Origin of the sequence: Nocardioides baculatus (genome assembly GCF_016735675.1) — a bacterium.
GTDB lineage: Bacteria > Actinomycetota > Actinomycetes > Propionibacteriales > Nocardioidaceae > Nocardioides > Nocardioides baculatus.
In genome coordinates this window covers 631,703-648,837 of record NZ_JAERSG010000002.1, presented here as the reverse complement: position 1 = coordinate 648,837, position 17,135 = coordinate 631,703, and the positions used below count along the sequence as shown (strand labels likewise).

The 17,135-nt window shown below is 72.1% G+C and carries 23 protein-coding genes; 10 read left to right on the top strand and 13 right to left on the bottom strand.

Annotation, left to right across the window (positions count from 1 at the left end):
* Window positions 1-36 precede the first annotated feature (36 nt).
* Genes JI751_RS08945 through trxA form a run of 3 tightly spaced genes read left to right on the top strand, consistent with a single transcriptional unit; the run spans window position 37 to window position 2,135 of the window.
* Window positions 37-741, top strand: a complete 705-nt coding sequence (locus tag JI751_RS08945) for a maleylpyruvate isomerase N-terminal domain-containing protein (protein WP_201935574.1) — start codon at window positions 37-39, stop codon at window positions 739-741.
* Complete coding sequence (locus tag JI751_RS08940; protein WP_372440556.1) at window positions 738-1,424, top strand: MBL fold metallo-hydrolase; 687 nt, start codon at window positions 738-740, stop codon at window positions 1,422-1,424. Before JI751_RS08945 ends, JI751_RS08940 begins: the two co-directional genes overlap by 4 nt.
* Window positions 1,425-1,454: 30 nt before the next feature.
* A complete protein-coding gene (trxA, locus tag JI751_RS21780; protein ID WP_201935571.1) occupies window positions 1,455-2,135 on the top strand; it encodes a thioredoxin in 681 nt (226 codons plus the stop codon).
* Between the two features lie 3 nt (window positions 2,136-2,138).
* On the opposite strand, the gene JI751_RS08930 is transcribed toward trxA, so the two are convergent.
* Window positions 2,139-2,717 carry a cytochrome b/b6 domain-containing protein gene (locus JI751_RS08930; protein WP_201935570.1) on the bottom strand — a complete coding sequence of 193 codons (579 nt, stop codon included), beginning with the start codon at window positions 2,715-2,717 and terminating at the stop codon, window positions 2,139-2,141.
* A 66-nt stretch (window positions 2,718-2,783) separates the two neighbouring features.
* Between JI751_RS08930 and JI751_RS08925 the strand changes: the two genes are divergently transcribed.
* Window positions 2,784-3,425, top strand: a complete 642-nt coding sequence (locus JI751_RS08925) for a sulfotransferase family 2 domain-containing protein (protein ID WP_201935569.1) — start codon at window positions 2,784-2,786, stop codon at window positions 3,423-3,425.
* A 7-nt stretch (window positions 3,426-3,432) separates the two neighbouring features.
* Here JI751_RS08925 and JI751_RS08920 read toward each other — a convergent pair whose 3' ends face one another.
* Entirely contained in the window at window positions 3,433-4,086 is a 654-nt protein-coding gene (locus tag JI751_RS08920; RefSeq protein ID WP_201935568.1) for a hypothetical protein, read from the bottom strand.
* Window positions 4,087-4,127: 41 nt separating this feature from the next.
* On the opposite strand from JI751_RS08920, the gene JI751_RS08915 reads away from it, so the two are divergent.
* Window positions 4,128-4,769: a sulfotransferase family 2 domain-containing protein gene (locus JI751_RS08915; protein WP_201935567.1), complete on the top strand. Its 642-nt coding sequence runs from the start codon at window positions 4,128-4,130 to the stop codon at window positions 4,767-4,769.
* Window positions 4,770-4,856: 87 nt separating this feature from the next.
* On the opposite strand, the gene JI751_RS08910 is transcribed toward JI751_RS08915, so the two are convergent.
* The gene (locus JI751_RS08910) at window positions 4,857-5,828 is read right to left on the bottom strand and encodes a zinc metalloprotease (protein WP_201935565.1); all 972 of its coding nucleotides are present in this window, start codon (window positions 5,826-5,828) and stop codon (window positions 4,857-4,859) included.
* Between the two features lie 140 nt (window positions 5,829-5,968).
* Here JI751_RS08910 and JI751_RS08905 point away from each other — a divergent pair, with 140 nt between their 5' ends.
* The gene (locus tag JI751_RS08905) at window positions 5,969-6,718 is read left to right on the top strand and encodes a dienelactone hydrolase family protein (RefSeq protein ID WP_201935564.1); all 750 of its coding nucleotides are present in this window, start codon (window positions 5,969-5,971) and stop codon (window positions 6,716-6,718) included.
* A gap of 30 nt (window positions 6,719-6,748) precedes the next feature.
* Here JI751_RS08905 and JI751_RS08900 read toward each other — a convergent pair whose 3' ends face one another.
* Window positions 6,749-7,294, bottom strand: a complete 546-nt coding sequence (locus JI751_RS08900) for a GrpB family protein (protein ID WP_201935563.1) — start codon at window positions 7,292-7,294, stop codon at window positions 6,749-6,751.
* Between the two features lie 3 nt (window positions 7,295-7,297).
* Window positions 7,298-8,188 (bottom strand): aminoglycoside phosphotransferase family protein, encoded by an 891-nt coding sequence (locus JI751_RS08895; protein ID WP_201935562.1) that lies wholly within the window; start codon window positions 8,186-8,188, stop codon window positions 7,298-7,300.
* A 38-nt stretch (window positions 8,189-8,226) separates the two neighbouring features.
* Here JI751_RS08895 and JI751_RS08890 point away from each other — a divergent pair, with 38 nt between their 5' ends.
* Together JI751_RS08890 and JI751_RS08885 are read left to right on the top strand one after the other, a co-directional pair.
* Window positions 8,227-9,510, top strand: a complete 1,284-nt coding sequence (locus JI751_RS08890) for an alpha/beta hydrolase (RefSeq protein ID WP_201935561.1) — start codon at window positions 8,227-8,229, stop codon at window positions 9,508-9,510.
* A gap of 63 nt (window positions 9,511-9,573) precedes the next feature.
* A complete protein-coding gene (locus JI751_RS08885; RefSeq protein WP_201935560.1) occupies window positions 9,574-9,834 on the top strand; it encodes a hypothetical protein in 261 nt (86 codons plus the stop codon).
* Here the strand turns inward: JI751_RS08885 and JI751_RS21460 are convergent.
* Window positions 9,827-10,240 carry a GNAT family N-acetyltransferase gene (locus JI751_RS21460; RefSeq protein WP_201935559.1) on the bottom strand — a complete coding sequence of 138 codons (414 nt, stop codon included), beginning with the start codon at window positions 10,238-10,240 and terminating at the stop codon, window positions 9,827-9,829. The genes JI751_RS08885 and JI751_RS21460 overlap by 8 nt on opposite strands.
* A gap of 31 nt (window positions 10,241-10,271) precedes the next feature.
* On the opposite strand from JI751_RS21460, the gene JI751_RS08875 reads away from it, so the two are divergent.
* Window positions 10,272-10,916 (top strand): class I SAM-dependent methyltransferase, encoded by a 645-nt coding sequence (locus JI751_RS08875; protein ID WP_201935876.1) that lies wholly within the window; start codon window positions 10,272-10,274, stop codon window positions 10,914-10,916.
* On the opposite strand, the gene JI751_RS08870 is transcribed toward JI751_RS08875, so the two are convergent.
* From JI751_RS08870 to JI751_RS08845, 6 genes are read right to left on the bottom strand one after another with little or no spacing between them, the layout of a single operon-like run.
* Entirely contained in the window at window positions 10,878-11,975 is a 1,098-nt protein-coding gene (locus JI751_RS08870) for a glucosidase family protein (RefSeq protein WP_201935558.1), read from the bottom strand. The genes JI751_RS08875 and JI751_RS08870 overlap by 39 nt on opposite strands.
* Window positions 11,972-12,715: a class I SAM-dependent methyltransferase gene (locus JI751_RS08865; RefSeq protein ID WP_201935556.1), complete on the bottom strand. Its 744-nt coding sequence runs from the start codon at window positions 12,713-12,715 to the stop codon at window positions 11,972-11,974. Before JI751_RS08865 ends, JI751_RS08870 begins: the two co-directional genes overlap by 4 nt.
* Window positions 12,702-13,964 carry a glycosyltransferase family 4 protein gene (locus tag JI751_RS08860; RefSeq protein WP_201935555.1) on the bottom strand — a complete coding sequence of 421 codons (1,263 nt, stop codon included), beginning with the start codon at window positions 13,962-13,964 and terminating at the stop codon, window positions 12,702-12,704. The genes JI751_RS08865 and JI751_RS08860 overlap by 14 nt, the downstream gene beginning before the upstream one ends.
* Window positions 13,965-14,002: 38 nt before the next feature.
* On the bottom strand, window positions 14,003-14,974 hold the full coding sequence (locus JI751_RS08855) for an NAD(P)/FAD-dependent oxidoreductase (RefSeq protein WP_201935554.1): 972 nt from the start codon (window positions 14,972-14,974) through the stop codon (window positions 14,003-14,005).
* Between the two features lie 53 nt (window positions 14,975-15,027).
* The gene (locus JI751_RS08850; protein ID WP_201935553.1) at window positions 15,028-15,546 is read right to left on the bottom strand and encodes a hypothetical protein; all 519 of its coding nucleotides are present in this window, start codon (window positions 15,544-15,546) and stop codon (window positions 15,028-15,030) included.
* Between the two features lie 4 nt (window positions 15,547-15,550).
* Window positions 15,551-16,045: an Rv1363c family protein gene (locus JI751_RS08845; RefSeq protein ID WP_201935552.1), complete on the bottom strand. Its 495-nt coding sequence runs from the start codon at window positions 16,043-16,045 to the stop codon at window positions 15,551-15,553.
* A 64-nt stretch (window positions 16,046-16,109) separates the two neighbouring features.
* On the opposite strand from JI751_RS08845, the gene JI751_RS08840 reads away from it, so the two are divergent.
* Complete coding sequence (locus JI751_RS08840; protein WP_201935551.1) at window positions 16,110-16,769, top strand: potassium channel family protein; 660 nt, start codon at window positions 16,110-16,112, stop codon at window positions 16,767-16,769.
* Here JI751_RS08840 and JI751_RS08835 read toward each other — a convergent pair.
* Window positions 16,766-17,122 carry an MmcQ/YjbR family DNA-binding protein gene (locus JI751_RS08835; protein ID WP_201935550.1) on the bottom strand — a complete coding sequence of 119 codons (357 nt, stop codon included), beginning with the start codon at window positions 17,120-17,122 and terminating at the stop codon, window positions 16,766-16,768. The two genes, JI751_RS08840 and JI751_RS08835, sit on opposite strands and share 4 nt — an antisense overlap.
* Window positions 17,123-17,135 lie beyond the last annotated feature (13 nt).

The following is a 17,135-nucleotide window of genomic DNA, read 5'->3' as shown; positions in this document are numbered from 1 at the left end:
AGCGGGGTGGTGGTCCGTGGTGGCACGATGGGCACCGTGACCGACCTCGCCAGGCTCCTCGCGGACGTCGACCAGTCGCTCGTCCGCACCGTCGACGCCCTCGATGACGCGGCGTACGCCGAGCCCTCGCTCCTCCCCGGCTGGACCCGCGCCCACGTGGTGGCGCACCTCGCGCTCAACGCCGAGGGGCTCGCCGGCGTGCTGCACGGCGCGCACGTCGGGCGGCCGCAGCCGATGTACGCCTCGCCCGAGGGCCGCGACGGCGACATCGCCGAGCTGGCGACCGCTCCTCCGGCCGAGCTCCGCGAGCGCTTCCTCGCCTCGAGCGGCACGTTCGACGAGGCCTACGGAGCAATGCGCGCGGACGACTGGGACGGACGCTTCGAGCGGACCCCCGGCGGCCCCGACTTCGCGCTGGCCAACGTCCCACTGATGCGGGTGCGCGAGGTCGCGATCCACCACGCCGACCTCGGCGTCGGCCACACCGCGGCCGACTGGCCCGAGGACTTCCGCGTGGTCCTCCTCGAGTCGATGACCAAGCGCCCCTACCCGGCGCCGTTCGAGGCGCACCCCACTGACCTCGACGGCACGTGGCGCTACGGCGACTGGGAACAAGACGGCGACGGCAGACCCCTCGTGAGCGGTACGTCGGCCGCGCTCGGCTGGTGGCTCACCGGCCGGGGCAACGGCGAGGGCCTGACATCCGACAGCAGAACCCTCCCGGAGGTGGAGTCATGGTGAGCGAGACCTACACGGGCGAGGTGTCCCCCGGCGGCGACCCGGACGTGCGCGTCCTGGGCGAGCTGACGGTGACCAAGCTCGCCGTGGACCCCGAGATGTCCAACAACTGCTACCTGCTGCACTGCGCGGTGACCGACGAGGCAGTGCTGATCGACGCAGCGGCCGAGCCGGAGCGGCTGCTGGAGCTGATCGGTGACACGTCGCTGCTGTCGATCGTCACCACGCACCAGCACTGGGACCACCACCGTGCGCTCGCCGCGGTCAAGGCCGCCCACCCGGACGCCCTCGTGGTCGCCGGGGCGCCCGACGCCGACGCCATCGAGGAGCAGACCGGCGTGACGGTCGACCGTCGCGTCGACGCCGGCGACAAGGTGGCGGTCGGCCCGTGCGACCTCACGGTGATCCCGGTGGCGGGCCACACGCCCGGGTCGATCTGCCTGCTCCTCGACGACCCCGCGGTCGCGCCCAGCGCCCACCTCTTCACCGGCGACTGCCTCTTCCCCGGCGGCGTGGGGGCGACGCGCGGCAACGCCGAGGCCTTCACCCAGCTGCTCGGCGACGTGGAGACGAAGATCTTCGGCCGCCTGCCCGACGACACCTGGTTCTACCCCGGCCACGGCAACGACGGACGGCTCGGCGACGAGCGCCCGCACCTCGCGGAGTGGCGCGAGCGCGGTTGGTGACAGCGCCCGCACGCGTGGCACGCTTGAGGCATGAGCACGCGTGAGCTGACCCTGGCCGACTTCGAGCAGACCGTCAGCGGTGAGGGCATCGTGCTGGTCGACTTCTGGGCCGCATGGTGCGGACCGTGCCGCCAGTTCGCGCCGATCTTCGAGAAGGCGGCGGAGGACAACCCCGACATCGTCTTCGGCAAGGTCGACACCGAGGCCGAGCAGCAGCTCGCGCAGATGGCGGCGATCACCTCGATCCCGACCCTGATGCTCTTCCGCGACGGCGTGCTGCTGTTCAACCAGGCGGGCGCGCTGCCGCCGCAGGCCCTGACCGGGGTGATCCAGCAGGCCCGCGACCTCGACATGGACGCCGTACGCCAGGAGGTCGCCGCGCAGCAGGAGGCCGCCGCCAACGCGCCGCAGGACGAGGTGGGCCTCGACGACTTCGCAGCCGCCCACAGCCAGGGGGCGTACGTCGTCGACGTCCGCGAGGCCGACGAGGTGGCCGGCGGGCGCGTGCCCGGCGCCGTCCACATCCCGATGAACGACATCCCCGCCCGTGCGGCCGAGCTGCCGCAGGACCAGCCGGTCTTCGTCATCTGTGCGGTTGGAGGGCGCAGCCGTCAGGTCGTCGACCACCTGCGCGCCCAGGGCATCCCCGCCTTCAACGTCGCCGGCGGCACCAACGGCTGGGCGCAGCGCGGCTGGCCGCTCGACCGCTGAGGTTCAGAGCATCCGGCGCAGGATCGCCGGTCTGAGGTTGGTCGCGAGGTGCGCCGCCAGCGCCGCGAAGAACGCGATGTGCGCGCCGACGTGGAGCGGCAGCCACGCGTCGTCGCCCGTGCCGACCAGCAGGAGGCCGGACAGCGGCACGAGGACGAGCAGCAGCATGAGCGACTTCTCGGTGACGCCGGCGAGCCGTCGCTGACCGGCCGAGAGGTGGTCCGACCAGGGCGGCAGCCCGGCGACCTTGCGGACCAGGGGTCGCAGCACGCCGAGGACCAGCACCGTCAGGCCGAGGGCGAGGTGGAGCTCAGCGAGGTCGAACCCGCCGCCGAGCAGGTCGTAGTCGCCGGCGCGCGCCTCGCACGCCTCCTCGAGCCGGTCGAGCCGGTCCTCGAACGCGTCGGTGGTGTCGCCGCCGCTGAGCTCCTCGCCCGGCTGGTCGCAGTCGGCTCCCCCGTCGTCGAGGTCGAGGTTGTAGCCGACGGCGAACTGGGCGACCACCGCGCCCACGGTGAGCCAGTGCAGCAGCTTCTGCGACCCGCGGTAGCCGCGCGCGGGTGCTGCAACCGGGGCCGACATGGGCGCGATCGTGCCAGACGCGGGCACAGGTCCGGACCGCCCACCGGGCTGGGATAGCCTCGGCGCGTGCTCATCTCCGACTCCCAGAAGGTCCTCTTCGTCCACGTCCCCAAGACGGGCGGCGTCTCGGTCGAGGACACGGTCAAGGAGGCCTGCCCGGACGCCCGGAAGGCGAGCAAGAAGATCGGCCGCCACGCCACGCTCGGCAAGATCCTGCGCAACGAGCCGCAGGTCATCGACTACTGGACCTTCGGCTTCGTCCGGAACCCGTGGGCCCGCATGGTGTCCTGGTACTCGATGATCGACGCGTGGAACCGGCGCCACGGCCCCGCCAGCGGCAAGCCGCAGGACGTCAAGCACGGCTCGATGCGCGACGGCAACGAGATGTGGCGCGCCGCGGCGGCCTACTCCGGCTTCGACGAGTTCGTGATGCGCGGCACCGAGGAGCTGCCCCGCGTCGGTGCGCCGCAGATCACCTACCTGCGCGCGCCGAAGCACGACCGCGAGGTCGACTTCATCGGCCGCACGGAGAACTTCGTCGCCGACCTCCAGCGGGTGCAGGTGCAGCTGGGCCTCGAGCCGAGCACGCCCGTGCACAAGAACAAGTCCAAGCACGGGACCTACCACGACTACTACACCGACGAGACGCGCCAGCGGGTCGCCGAGGTCTACGCCGAGGACATCGACCTCTTCGGCTACACCTACTGAGCGCTGCTCAGGAGTGGGGCCGCTTCGCCAGCTTCGTCCCGCGCGCGTCCGCCCACTCACCGGTGTCGGCCAGCCTGCGCCACACGTCGTACTCGGGCGCGAACCACGCCTCGACCCGCTCCCGCGTCGCCGGGCTGAGCTCCCCGCGCCCCGTGGAGGAGACGTTGCGTCGCTCGAACGCGAGCGGCTCGCCCACGCGCTCGGCGAACCAGGCCGACCAGACGTCCGGGCGGTCGACGCTGAAGATCCGGTCGACCGCGACCGAGCCCTGGGCGCGGATGAACTTGGCCGGCCGGCCCGCGGGGATCGGCGCCCCGTCGTCACCGGAGACGTAGCTCAGTGCGAACTCCTCGAAGCTCATCCCCGCCGTCGAGTGCCGGGCGTCCTCGCGACCGCGGTAGCGCCACCACGACTCCAGCCACTCGATCGGCTCACGGAACATCGTGACCAGCTCGTAGGACTCGCGCGGGTGCCCGTCCGCCGAGAGCTGCTCCACCCGGGTGTGGACGAAGCCGCGGGCGGGCAGGTGCTTCTGGGCCGGCGGCGAGCCCACCACCTCGGTGGCGTACGGCGTCAGCGTGCGTTCGAGCGCCGTGCTCGCCGTCTTCGGCAGGGCGAGGAGGACGAAGTCCCGTCCCGGGCCGAGTCCGAGGAACGTCATCACCCGCAGATCATCCCACCCACGTGGGCTAGCCTCGCGCCGTGCTGATCTCCGACGCCCGGCGCGCGCTCTTCGTGCACGTGCCCAAGACCGGTGGCGTGTCGGTCGGCGTGGCCTTCGAGCGCTGCTGCCCCGACGCGCGCAGCAAGGCGCCGGGCGTGAAGCCGCCGCTCGGCCGGCACGCCCCCTACGAGCGGATCCTGCGCGCGGAGCCGCAGGTGGCCGACTACTGGTCGTTCGCCTTCGTGCGCAACCCGTGGGCGCGGATGGTGTCGTGGTGGTCGATGATCCAGGACTGGGACCGCGAGTGGGGCCCGTCCAGCGGACGACCGCCCGGCGACAGGATGCAGGGCAACGACATGTGGCGCGCCGCGGCCGCGTACTCGGGCTTCGAGGAGTTCGTCCTGCGCGGCACCGAGGAGCTGCCCCGGGTGGGGCGGCCGCAGGTCGACTACCTGCGCGCACCGGGTCGCGAGGTCGACTTCGTCGGGCGGACCGAGAGCTTCGCCGAGGACCTCCAGGAGGTCGAGCGGCGCCTCGGCGGCGAGCCGACGCGGGTGCCCCATCGCAACAAGTCCGCCCACGGCGGCTCGGACTATCGCGACTACTACTCCCCCGCTGCCCGCGACAAGGTGGCCGACGTCTACGCCGCCGACCTCGAGGCGTACGGCTACACGTTCTGACGCGTCGGCACCCGGACGTGCGGACACCGGGTCAGGCGGCTGCCTGACCCGGTGTCCGGTGTCTGTCGTACGGCGTGCTGGCCTGGCTCAGCTGGCGCGGTACTGCGTCCAGGCGTCGCTCATGCGAGCGGCCTGACCGGAGGTGAACTGGTACATGCAGGAGTCCTGCGTGTAGTCCATGTAGTTGTGGATCGGGTCGGTGCCCGGCTGCTTGAGGCAGGAGTCGGTCGAGTCGGGCGGGCAGTCGAACTGCGGGAACGCCTCGGCCGGCGTGTCGGACACCTGGTCGCCCTGGCCGTTACAGCCGCCCTGGAAGGTGTGGTAGAGCGCCAGCCAGTGGCCGACCTCGTGGGGCAGCGTGTCGCCCAGGGCGTACTTGCCTGCGGTGCCGCCCGGCATCGACTCGTCGAGGATGACGACACCGTCGTTGGTGTCGAGGCTCTTCTTCGGGAAGGTCGCCCAGCCGAGCAGGTCGTCGCCGATGTTGGCGGTCCACACGTTGAGGGTGTTCTTGCCACCGACGCGGGTCGCGGCCTTCATCTCCTTCTCGACCCCGCCGGGCACCACGCCGTACCACGCGTCGTTGTAGGAGAAGTCGATCTTCTGGAGGGCGAACGTGAAGGGGGTCGCGGCTGAGGCGCCCGGCGACTTCTTGCCGGCGGCGCGGCCGGCGTAGGCCTCGTTGAGCACGGCGACCTGGTTGGTGACCAGCGTCGTGAGGCGGTTCTCGGCGGCGCTGATGCCGTCGGCCGCCTCGGCGGCCGGGAGCACGACGTGGAAGTACGTGGGGACGGTGACGGACCCCGTCGGCAGGGTCGCGGCGTTCGCAAGGTTGGCGTACTCCTCGCCGGTGCCCTTGAAAGGCGCCGGCTCGGACTTCTTGGATCCCTGGCGCACGCGGGCTTCGGCCGCGTGGTCGGAGTGGGTGTCGCAGGCCTGCGCGCCGGGCGAGAGAGCCACGGCGGTGGCGGGGACCGCTGCTGTCGCGGAGAGCGTCGTGGCGGCGAGCGCCATCGAGCCGGCCATCACGAGGCCACGGAGGGGGCGAGAGTGTCGCATCCGAGTGTTCACCTGTCTGTGGGATGTAGGACCGCAGCAACCTAACCGGACGGACAGACACACGGATAGACCCCTGCGGGTCAAGCCTTCCGGCGGACAGGCCCTTCCCACGGCGTCGTGCGGCTGGAAGATTTCCGTTCGTGGACGCACTCAACAGCTGGACCCGCTCCGACCACACCGCCGACGTGAACGGGAGGCCGACCACCCACCCCGTGTGGCGCAAGGGCTCCGGGCCGGGGGTGGTCGTCATCCATGAGATCCCGGGCATCACGCCGTCTGTCGCAGGCTTCGGGCAGGAGCTCGTCGACGCTGGCTACACCGTCGTGATGCCGAGCCTGTTCGGCACCGACGGCGCGGCGATGACCACGGTCTCGACCGCCAGTGCGATCCGGCAGGTGTGCGTCAGCAAGGAGTTCACCAAGCTCCGCACCGGCGAGACCACACCCGTCGCCACCTGGCTGCGCTCGCTGGCCCGCGAGCTGCACGCCGATCTCGGTGGGCCGGGCGTGGGGGCGCTCGGGATGTGCTTCACCGGAGGGTTCGCGCTGGCGATGATGGTCGACGACTCGGTCGCCGCGCCCGTGCTGTGCCAGCCCAGCGCCCCGTTCGCGGTCTCGCCCCGACGCGCGCGCGACCTCAACCTCTCCCCCGCCGACCTCGACGTGGTCAAGGGCCGCTGCGCGGCCGGGCAGCAGGTCCTGGGCGTCCGCTACCGCAAGGACCCGGCCGTCGGAAAGCGCTTCGACACGCTGACCACCGAGCTCGGCGACGCGTTCATCCGCGTCGACCTCGAGGGCAAGGGTCACTCGACCGTGACCGAGCACCGCTCCCAGCGTGCGGTCGACGCGGTGCTGGAGTTCTTCGGCGAACGCCTGTCGACCGCTGGGTGAGGACGTCGCGAGACCAGCGTCCTCGGGACGTCAGGGCTTGTCGGTCACAACCACGGGCGGCAGTCCGCGCTCGGCGCGCGCCCGGTCGACGACCTCCTGCACGAAGGCGCCCTTGGCCTCGGTGTAGGCCCGGCCCCAGGTTCCGGCCGCGCGCAGCGACTCCTTGAGCGCGGCATAGCGGTCGCGCTCGTCGTCGTGGGCGAGGAGGCGGGCGACGAACAACCGCTGGTGGGCGGTCTCCCACCCGTCGGCGGGAAAGAAGTGCGCGATGTGGGTCCGCACCGACCCGTCGAGCCGCATCCGCACGTCGTGGGTGGTGACCGAGGACCCGACCTCGACCCACCCGGCGGCGGCCAGCGCGTCGTCGTACGGCGTGAGGGTCTCGCCCGACGGGACCCGCACCGCGAGGTCGATCACCGGCTTGGCGAGCAGGCCGGGCACGGCGGTCGAGCCGATGTGCTCGACCGTCCAGCCGGAGCCGAGGACGTCGACCAGGCTGTCCCGCGCGGCGGCGAACCGCGCCGCCCACGACGGGTCGTGCGCGACGAGTCCGACCGAGGGGTACGACGTGTCCACGCGTCAGTCCATCGAGGCGAGCAGCCGGTGGATCGTCTCGAGCGAGCCCTCCGCGATCCACGGGGCCGTGTCGCGGTAGTAGGTCAGCGCGCTGATCGACGGTGCGAGCGCGAAGCCGCGTGCGCGGCGGTAGGCCGCCTCGTCGAGGCCGAGCTCGGCGCGGTAGAGGTCGGCGACCGGCTCGGGCAGGTAGCCCCACATCGCGTTGAGCTCGATCGCCGGGTCGCCGCGGCCGGCGGCGCCCCAGTCGATCACCGCGGCCAGCCGCCCGCCGCGCACGATCAGGTTGCCCTCGTGGAGGTCACCGTGGAACCAGCGCGGCTCACCGTCGTGCACCGGCGCGGCGAGCGCGTCCTCCCAGAGGGCCATCACGGCATCGAGGGAGACGAGCGACGGGTCGGCCCGCGGTGCCCACTCCCGCACCCAGGCGTCGTGCGCGGCGAGCGGAGACCCGCGCCCGCGGGTCTTCACCGGCCCGTCCATCGCCGGCACCGATCGACAGGCCCGGACGAAGGACGCGAGCGAGACCGCCCATTCCTCGGGGTCGAAGGTCTCGGGCGTCGGCGTCTCACCGTCGATCCACGGCACGACCGTCCACTGCCAGGGATAGCCGTGCCCGGGCTCGCCCAGTGCCACCGGCGCCGGGACCGGGAGCGGCAGGTGGTCGGCGAGCCGCGGCAGCCAGGTGTGCTCGAAGGCGACCGTCTCCGCCGGCCCGGGGACGCGCGGCATCCGGACCAGCAGCTCGTCGCCGAGCCGGAACAGCTGGTTGTCCGTGCCCGCCGGGGGCAGCCGGACGAGCGGGAGCGACGCCCACTCCGGCAGTTGGTCGGCGAGCAGCCGGCGTACGGTCTCGTCCTCGACGGTGATCTCGTCGGCATGCATCGCGGTCATCGCGGGCGACTGTAGTACCGGTCGGTAATATCGTTCAGGTGAGTTTCCTGAGCCGCCAGTCCGTCCTCGCCGCTCTCGTCGCCAACGCCGTACGACCGCCGCGCGGGCGGCGCGCCGGCGTCCCGGCGTTCTTCGCCGGCTGGTTCGTCACGGAGACCGCCCCTCAGGTGCTGGCACTGACCGCCCTCGACATCGCCACCCACCTCACGCGCGGGCGACGAGCCGGCGTCCGCGCGAAGGCCGGGCTCGCGCTCGCGGGTGCCAGCGTGCTCGGGCTGGCCCGGATGGTGCAGCAGAGCCGCCGGGTCGCCGACGGGTTCGAGGACGCTCTCGTCGAGGGGCTCGGCGTGGACTACGTCGAGCAGCTCGACCAGGTGCCCGACCCGGCCGATCTCGCCACCCCGTGGCGGCGCCTGGCGCGGCCCTTCGACTTCCGTGACGAGGGCGTACGGGTCATCAGGAACGTGGCCTACAGCGACGCCGGACGGCGCGGGCACCTCGACATCTACCTCCCCGCCGGGGACGACGCGATCAAGAAGGCACCGGTCCTGCTCCAGGTGCACGGCGGTGCGTGGACCGTCGGCGACAAGGAGCACCAGGGCCGCCCGCTGATGAACCGGATGGCCGCCAAGGGCTGGGTGTGCGTCGCGATCAACTACCGGCTCTCCCCACGCGATCCCTGGCCGGCGCACATCGTCGACGTCAAGCGCGCCATCGCCTGGATCAAGGACAACATCGCCGACCACGGCGGCGACCCCGACTACCTCGCCATCACCGGTGGGTCGGCCGGCGGCCACCTCACGGCGCTGGCCGCGCTCACCCCGGGCGACCCGGAGTTCCAGCCCGGCTTCGAGGACGCCGACACCAGCGTCCAGGCGGCCGTGCCGTTCTACGGCATCTACGACTTCGCCGGGTCGACCGGGCTGACCAATGCCATCGGGATGCGCGACCACTTCCTCGGCCCGCGCGTGATGCAGACGACGTGGGACGACGCCCCCGACGTCTACGAGGCGGCGTCGCCGATCCTGCGGATCACGGCCGACGCTCCCGACTTCTTCGTCATCCACGGCGAGCTCGACACGCTCGTCGCGGTCGAGCAGGCCCGGTTGTTCGCAGCCGAGCTGCGGCGGACGTCGACGAAGTCCGTCGTCCTCGCCACGCTGCCCGGCACCCAGCACGCCTTCGACGTCTTCCACTCGATCCGCAGCGGCCACGCGGTCCGCGCGGTCGACCGCTACCTGACGTGGCACTGGAACACGTGGCGCCACGGGCTCGAGGCCGACAGCGGCGTCGACCCCGAGGAGATGTCGGACGCGGGCTGACGCACCCGCGACATGGCCCTGGATCGGGCTACGCTGCGCCGTCGACGACGAGGGGGACCATCCGTGGACGAGACCCAGCCCGGCGTGGCGCCTGCCCCGACGACGCCGGCGGTGGCCCCGCCCGACACCACGCCGGCCCACCACGCGATCGTCGCTCTGCTGTGGCTGCTCCTGCCTGTCATCGGGCTGCCGGGCTCCGTCATCGCGGCCTGCACCGCGCTGCTCGCGAGACGCGGGAGGACGCGGCTCTCCACTGCGATGGCGACCTGCGCCCTCGTCCTCTGCGTCGCGGAGGCCGTGCTCCTCTGGTCCCTCGTCAGCTGAGTCGCATGCCGAGGGAGTCGGGCGCGGTCTCGACGAAGCCCGCCGACTCGTAGAGCCGCCGTCCGGGGGCGTCGGCCATCAGCGTGACATAGGCACCGTCGGGTGTGGCCTCGTCAATCTGGGCGACGAGGTCGGCGAGCACGCGCCGCCCGAGCCCGCGACCCTGGTGCTCGGGCAGGGTCGCCATGTCGGCGATGTGGAAGTACCACCCGCCGTCCCCGATCACGCGTCCCATCGCCACCGCACGGCCACCACGGCGTACGACGCTCCAGCACCAGGTGCCCACCAGCGCCCCGCTCCCCTGGGCCTCCGTCTTCGGCGACAGCCCGGACGCCGACCTCAGGTGCAGGTAGTCCTCCAGCGACGGCGGGGTCCGGGTCAGCTCGTCGGCCTCGGGTGCACTCACCCGGTCGAGGCAAACTAGGCTCGCACCCGTGATGCCGGAGGACCTGCTCGCCCATGCCCGCGCGGCGAAGGGCTTCATGCCCGAGGACGAGGGCGAGCTGCTGCACCGGTGGGCGCGGGAGCGGCTGCCTCACGGGCCGGCGCTCGAGGTGGGCACCTACTGCGGCAAGTCGGCGATCTGGCTGGGCGCGGCCGCCCGCGATGTCGGGGGCACGGTGTTCACGGTCGACCACCACCGCGGCTCGGAGGAGAACCAGGCCGGGTGGGAGCACCACGACGACAGCCTCGTCGACGCCGACCTCGGCGTGATGGACACGCTGCCCACCTTCCGGCGCACGATCCGCGACGCGGGGCTCGAGGAGCAGGTCGTCGCGGTCGTCGGGCGGTCCGAGACGGTCGGCGCGTGGTGGCGTACGCCGCTGTCGTTGCTGTTCGTCGACGGCGGGCACGGGGTCGAGCCGGCGCGGGCCGACTTCCGCACCTGGCCGCACTGGGTGATGTCCGGCGGCGTGCTCGTCGTCCACGACGTGTTCCCCGACCCCGCCGACGGCGGGCGCCCGCCCTACGAGGACATCTACCTCCCCGCGCTCGCGAGCGGCGCCTTCACCGAGGTGGAGGTCGTCGGGTCGATGCGGGTGCTACGCCGTACGGCGGGCGAGGCCGGCGACGTCCTCTGAGGCGCAGCCGCACTCGAGCGCGATCTCCGCGAAGTCAGGTGCGAGGGTGGTGCCGCGCATGATGTCGGCGCCGGCGGTCCCGTCCGTCAGCGCGTCGACGGCCAGGATGACGGCGGCTGCCGTGTAGGTCGTCTGCTCCCCCGGCCAGTTCACGCCCACCTCGTCGACGTCCGTGGGGAACACGTAGCCGGTCCAGTAGGAGCCGGCGTCGGTGCGCAGGTGCTGCATGTCGGCGAGCAGCTGCGCGGCGCGGTCGCGGTCGCCGATCGCCTCGAGCGCCAGCACCAGCTCGCAGGTCTCGGCGCCGGTCACCCACGGGTTGGTCGAGACGCAACGGATGCCCAGGCCCGGCACCACGAAGGTGTCCCAGCGCTCCTCGATGAGCGCGCGGGCCGCGTCGCCGCGGACAGCACCACCCAGGACCGGGTAGTACCAGTCCATCGAGAAGGTCGACTTGTCCAGGAACAGGCCGCGGTGCTCGCGCAGCGCGTGCCCGAGCCGACCACCGGCGAGCTCCCACTCGATCTGCGGCTCCCCCACCAGCTCGGCCAGTGCGACCCCGGCGCGCAGCGAGTGGTGGATGCTCGACGAGCCGGCGAGCAGGGCGTCCTCGTTGACCGAGGCGGGCGCACCGTCGCGCCACTCCTGGGACCACGCGACGCCGCCGAACGGCAGCTGGAGCGACACGACCCAGTCGAGCGCGCGCCGGACGGTCGGCCACATGAGGCGGACGAAGTCCTCGTCGCGCGCGACCAGCCAGTGGTGCCACGTGGCGACGGCGACGTAGGCCGACATGTTGGACTCGCCGGAGTGGTCCTCGACCTCGCCGGCGACGATCTTCATCGGCCACGAGCCGTCGGGGCGCTGCGTCGCGCGCGCCCACGCGAAGGCGCGCTCGGCGGCCTCGCGACGGCCGCCGACCATCAGGCCCATGGCCGACTCGAGGTGGTTCCAGACGTCGGTGTGCTCGCCGACCGACCACGGGATCGCGCCGGACGGCTCCTGCACGGCCTCGATCGAGGCGGCGGTCTGCTCGACCTGCGCCCGGGAGAGCGTCATGAAGGCTTCCGGAAGTAGAGCACCAGGCTCTTCCCGATCATCGGGTCCAGCACCTTGCCGGCCGCGCGCAGCGAGCGCGGGTTCTTCATGATCTCCCAGACCAGGAGCTTGTGGTACGCCTTGGCGAGCGGGTGGTCCTCGTCGTTGACGCCGACCGCGCACTTGATCCACCAGTAGGGCGTGTGCAGGCCGTGGGCGTAGCCCTTGCCGGTGAGGACCATCGCGTCACCGGGGGTGCCGTCGTTGGGCCGGCCCGACTTGGTGACCTTGTCGACGAGCTCCTCGGCCGTGTAGATGCGGATGTGGCCGCCCTCGGCGTTGTGGTAGTCGTCGGACAGCTTCCAGTTGACGACCTCCGGCAGCCACCGCGGCACCGAGACCGCGAGCGTGCCGCCCGGGCGCAGCACCCGGACGAGCTCCTTGATGGCGTCGACGTCGGCGTGGATGTGCTCGAGCACCTCGGCGCACACGATGCGGTCGAACTCGCCGTCGGCGAAGGGGAGCGCCAGCGCGTCTCCCTCCTTGACGTCGGCGTCGGCGCCGGCGGGCACCTCCCCCGCCTCGCGCATCGCGGCGAACCACTCGCGCACGGTCGCGAGCTCGTCGGCGTCCTGGTCGAAGGCGATGACGTCGGCGCCGCGCTTGTACATCTCGAACGCGTGCCGGCCCGCGCCGCAGCCCATGTCGAGCACGCGGTCGCCCGGGCGCAGCCCGAGCCGGTCGAAGTCAACGGTCAGCACGGCTGGCCTCCTGGCTCTCCCGCCGGTAGTCGGCGATGGTCTCCTCGTAGGCCGCTGCGGTGGCCTCGGCCACCGCGCGCCAGCTGAACAGCTCCTCGACGCGGGCGCGTCCGGCCGCACCCATCGTCGTACGGCGTCGGGGGTCGTCGAGCAGCGCGGCGATCGCCGTCACCAGCTCGCCGACGTCGCCCGGGGTCACCAGGTCGGCGCAGACGCCGTCGTCGCCGACGACCTCCGGGATCGCGCCGGCCCGCGACACGACGAGCGGGGTGGCGCAGGCCATCAGCTCGGCGGTCGGGAGCGAGAAGCCCTCGTAGAGCGAGGGCACGCACGCCACCTCGGCCGAGCCCATCACCTCGACGAGCTCGGCGTCACTGACACCGTTGACGAAGGTGACCTTGTCGGCGATGCCGAGCTGGTCGATCAGCCGCTCGGTGCGCCCGCCGGGCTCGGGGCGGGTCACCAGCACGAGCGAGACGTCGCGCTCGACGCTCAGCTTGGCGAAGGCCTCCAGGAGCGTGGCGATGCCCTTCATCGGGGCGTCGGCGCTGGCCATGGCGAGGATCCGGCCGGGCACGCGCGGCGCAGTGGGCGGCGCGAAGACGTCGTCGACCCCGAGGAGGATCGTCCGCATCCGCTCGGGGTCGACCCCGAAGTCGCGGGCCACGTCGCGGCGCGACGACTCCGACGGGGTCAGCACCGTGCGGACCCGCCGGGCGACCTTGGTCTGCATCCGCAGGAAGCCGTACCACCGACGCAGGGTCAGCCGCTTGCGCCAGGTCGGCGCGGTCTGGAGGTCGATCTGGCGGTCCATCGTGATCGGGTGGTGGATCGTGGCGATCACCGGCAGGCCGAGCTCCTCGAGCTCCATGACCCCCGGGGCCAGCACCTGGTTGTCGTGGGCGATGTCGAAGTCGCCGGCGCGCTCCTTCATCAGCCGCGCGATCCGCGAGCCGAAGGTCTTCGGCTCGGGGAACCCGGCCGTGCACATCGTGAGGAACTCCTCGACGTCGATCCGGTCGCGGAACTCGCGCACGTGCGGCACCCGGAACGGGTCGGGCTCGCGGTAGAGGTCGAGGCTCGGCACCTTCGTCAGCACCACGCCCTCGTCGAGGTCGGGGTAGGGCTGGCCGGAGAAGACCTCGACCTCGTGGCCGAGGCGGACGAGCTCGCGACTGAGGTGTCGGACGTAGACGCCCTGGCCACCGCAGTGCGGCTTGCTCCGGTAGGACAGCAGGGCGATGCGCACGCGGACATTATGCCTACCCGTCGGTAGGCCCCTGCGCGCTATCCCTCGCTCGAGTGCCCCGGGAAGACGTGCGCCGACGGGTCGATCGTCACCGCGGCGTTGTTGACCGCCGTCGCGGCCTCGCCGAACCCGACCGCGATCAGCCGCACCTTGCCGGGGTAGTCGGTGATGTCGCCGGCCGCGAAGACCCGCGGGAGGTTGGTGCGCATCGCCGAGTCGACGACCACGTGCCGCTTCTCGGTGACCAGGCCCCACTGCTGGATGGCGCCGAGGTCGGCGATGAAGCCGAGCGCGGCGACCAGCGCCTGCGCCTCGACCACCCGCGGCTCCTCGCCGTCGACGCTGATCTCCACCTCCTCGAGGTGTGCGTCGCCGCGGAGCGCGGTGACCTGCGCGTTGGTGACGATCTCGACGCTCGAGGCCTTCACCGCCGCGACGGTGCGCTCGTGGGCGCGGAAGGCGTCGCGTCGGTGGACGAGGGTCACGGACTTCGCGACGGGCTCGAGGTGCTGCGCCCAGTCGAAGGCGCTGTCCCCTCCCCCGACGATGACCACGTCCTTGCCGGCGTACGGCGCGAAGCTGGGCACGAAGAACTCCATCCCGCGTCCCACCCAGTCGTCACCGGCGGGCAGCGGCCGCGGGCTGAACTTCCCGATGCCCGAGGTGATCAGCACGGCTCCGGCGGTGACCCGCGTGCCGTCGTCAAGCGTGATCGTGACCGAGTCTTCCCCGTGCTCCAGGGTCGTGGCGGTGCGGTCGAGGAGGTACGTCGGGCTCGCGGTGGCGGCCTGCGCGACGAGCCCCTCGACGAGGTCGCGTCCCTTGATGCTGGGGAAGCCCGCGACGTCGAGGATTGCCTTCTCGGGGTACATCGCGGTGATCTGGCCGCCGAGCTCCGGCAGCGAGTCCACGACCGCGACGCTCATCCCGCGGAAGCCCGCGTAGTAGGCGGAGTAGAGCCCGGTCGGGCCTGCTCCGATGATGAGCAGGTCCGTCGTCACGTCGTCCACGCCGCGATCCTTCCGTCCGGTCGGTCAAGCCACAAGGGTCGTCACAGAGGTCGTCACAGGGCATCGAGGTCGTCGAGGCGCCACTCGTCCCCGTCGCGCACGAGGGTGACCAGCACGCGGTCGAGGTCGAGCAGGGGGTCGTCGAGCGAGTCGCCGTCGGTGGTCTGGTTCACGAAGAGCAGCACCCGGGCGTACGACGAGGTGGCCGTCACCAGCGCCGACTCGACGACCTCGGCCGAGACGACGGTGTGGTCGGTCCGGCTCGCGGTGCCGACGCCCGCCATCGTGCGGTCGTAGCGCCGCTGCATGTCGCGGGTCATCAGCGCTCGCGCCGCGGCGCGGTCCTCGCCGAGGCTCTTCCAGGAGTAGCTGTAGGCGAGGGTCGTCGCCTCGCCGGCCACGTCGAGCGCGGCGGCCTTGGTGCGGGCCGAGGCCACCGTCGAGCTGGACGACTCGGCGCTGGTGGTGGTGAGCCCGGCGCTGTCGTCGGCACCCCGCACCATCCAGCCGAGCACGGCAGCGGCCGCGACCACGAGCACGGCCAGGACCCGGGACACCCCTTGTGCAGTCACGTCGTCACCTCACGAACCGCACGTTGCTGGTGAGCCACCGGTCGCCCTCACGGACCAGGTCGAGCCGCAGGCGGAAGTAGCGGACCTGCCCCTCACTCCCCGTCCTCTTGTTGGCGACGGTGCTGTTGGCCGCGAGCAGGACGACGGCCGAGTCGTCGTCGAGGTCGCCGACGCCGAGGGCCACGACCTCGGCGGTCGAGGTCGCCTCGGTGCGGATCGCCTCCTTGGTCAGCTTCGTGCGCTGGGAGTCGTACTCCTCCTTGAAGTCGCCGGTGGCGCCGGCGAGCACCGCCTCGATGAGCGGCTCCATGTCGGTGTGGTCGACGGTCAGGAACGCCAGCGCCTCGGTGCGCGCGGCGCGAGCGACCTCCTGCTGGGCGTCCGTCAGCTCCTCGTCGGTGGAGCCCCGACCCGCGACGACGACGCCGATCCCGACCAGCAGGCCGACCAGCGCGAGCGCGAGCGCGCCCACCAGCCACCTGCTGCCGCGTCCTCCCACGCCGCGAACCTAGCGGAGCCGAGTGCCGCCGCGCCGCTCATCGGCCTCCCTAGACTGGGTTGTCGTGACCTCATCCATGCGGCACCTCACCGCGCACCCGTCGGCGATGCTGCTGCTGGCGCAGCTCGCGCAGGTGCTGGCGTACCCGTTCCTCGGCGAGTCACGGTTCGGCGGTGCGGTCCTCGGGGTCATCGGCATGCTCGCCGTGGGGTCAGCGGTCCTCGCCGTGCGGCGTACGCCGAACGTGAGCCGTGTCGTGCTCTTCCTCGGGGCACCGACGATCGTCTTCACCCTGCTCGAGGCGACGTTCTACGAGAACGGCACGATCGTCCTGGTCTCGGGCCTGCTGCACGCGCCGTTCTACTTCTACGTCTCCTACGCGATGCTGCGCTACCTCTTCCACGACGACGTGGTCACCACGGACGAGTACTACGCCACCGGCGCGGCGTTCACCGTGGTCGCGTGGGGCTTCACCTACCTCTACGCCGCGGTGCAGGTCGTGTGGCCCGACTCCTACGTCAACGCCGACGGCTTCGACCGGTCGTGGTTCGAGCTGCTCTACCTGTCCTTCTCGACGCTCACCAGCGTCGGGCTGTCCGACATCGTGGCCGTGGGCGAGCAGGCGCGCGCCCTGCTGATGGTCGAGATGATGGTCGGCGTCTTCTACGTCGCGATGGTCGTCTCGCGGATGGTTGGCCTGACGATGATGCGGCACCGCCGCTAGGCGTCGGGGCGGTCCTTCTTCGGCAGCCTGGCGACGACCATGCGGTAGGACTCCTCGACCGCCTCGACCAGCTCGTCGTCGGGGATCGCCCCGCCCAGGGCGAGGTCGTTCCAGCCCGAGCGGCCGATGTAGGCCATCACGCTCGCGTCGTCGGGGTAGCGGTGCAGCCACTCGTCGGCCACGTCGCGGGTGGCGCCGGCCTTCACGCCGACCGTCGTCGCGCCGAGGAGGGCGAAGATCTTGCCGCGCTCCCCCGGCCCGACCTTGAAGACCGGGTGCTCGTGGTCCCACGGGTTGTCCGGCCAAGCACCGGGGAGCGCCGCGCACAGCTCGTGCACCTGCGTGACGTCCACGGTGCCCCCTCGG

What these genes read in the sequence shown, in the direction of transcription:
- trxA (WP_201935571.1), top strand. Translation starts at nt 1,455, where the DNA reads ATGAGCACGCGTGAGCTGACCCTGGCCGACTTCGAGCAGACCGTCAGC.
- JI751_RS08895 (WP_201935562.1), bottom strand. Translation starts at nt 8,188, where the DNA reads ATGACCGCGATGCATGCCGACGAGATCACCGTCGAGGACGAGACCGTA.
- JI751_RS08875 (WP_201935876.1), top strand. Translation starts at nt 10,272, where the DNA reads ATGCCGGAGGACCTGCTCGCCCATGCCCGCGCGGCGAAGGGCTTCATG.
- JI751_RS08920 (WP_201935568.1), bottom strand. Translation starts at nt 4,086, where the DNA reads ATGACGTTCCTCGGACTCGGCCCGGGACGGGACTTCGTCCTCCTCGCC.
- JI751_RS08870 (WP_201935558.1), bottom strand. Translation starts at nt 11,975, where the DNA reads ATGACGCTCTCCCGGGCGCAGGTCGAGCAGACCGCCGCCTCGATCGAG.
- JI751_RS08910 (WP_201935565.1), bottom strand. Translation starts at nt 5,828, where the DNA reads ATGCGACACTCTCGCCCCCTCCGTGGCCTCGTGATGGCCGGCTCGATG.
- JI751_RS08930 (WP_201935570.1), bottom strand. Translation starts at nt 2,717, where the DNA reads ATGTCGGCCCCGGTTGCAGCACCCGCGCGCGGCTACCGCGGGTCGCAG.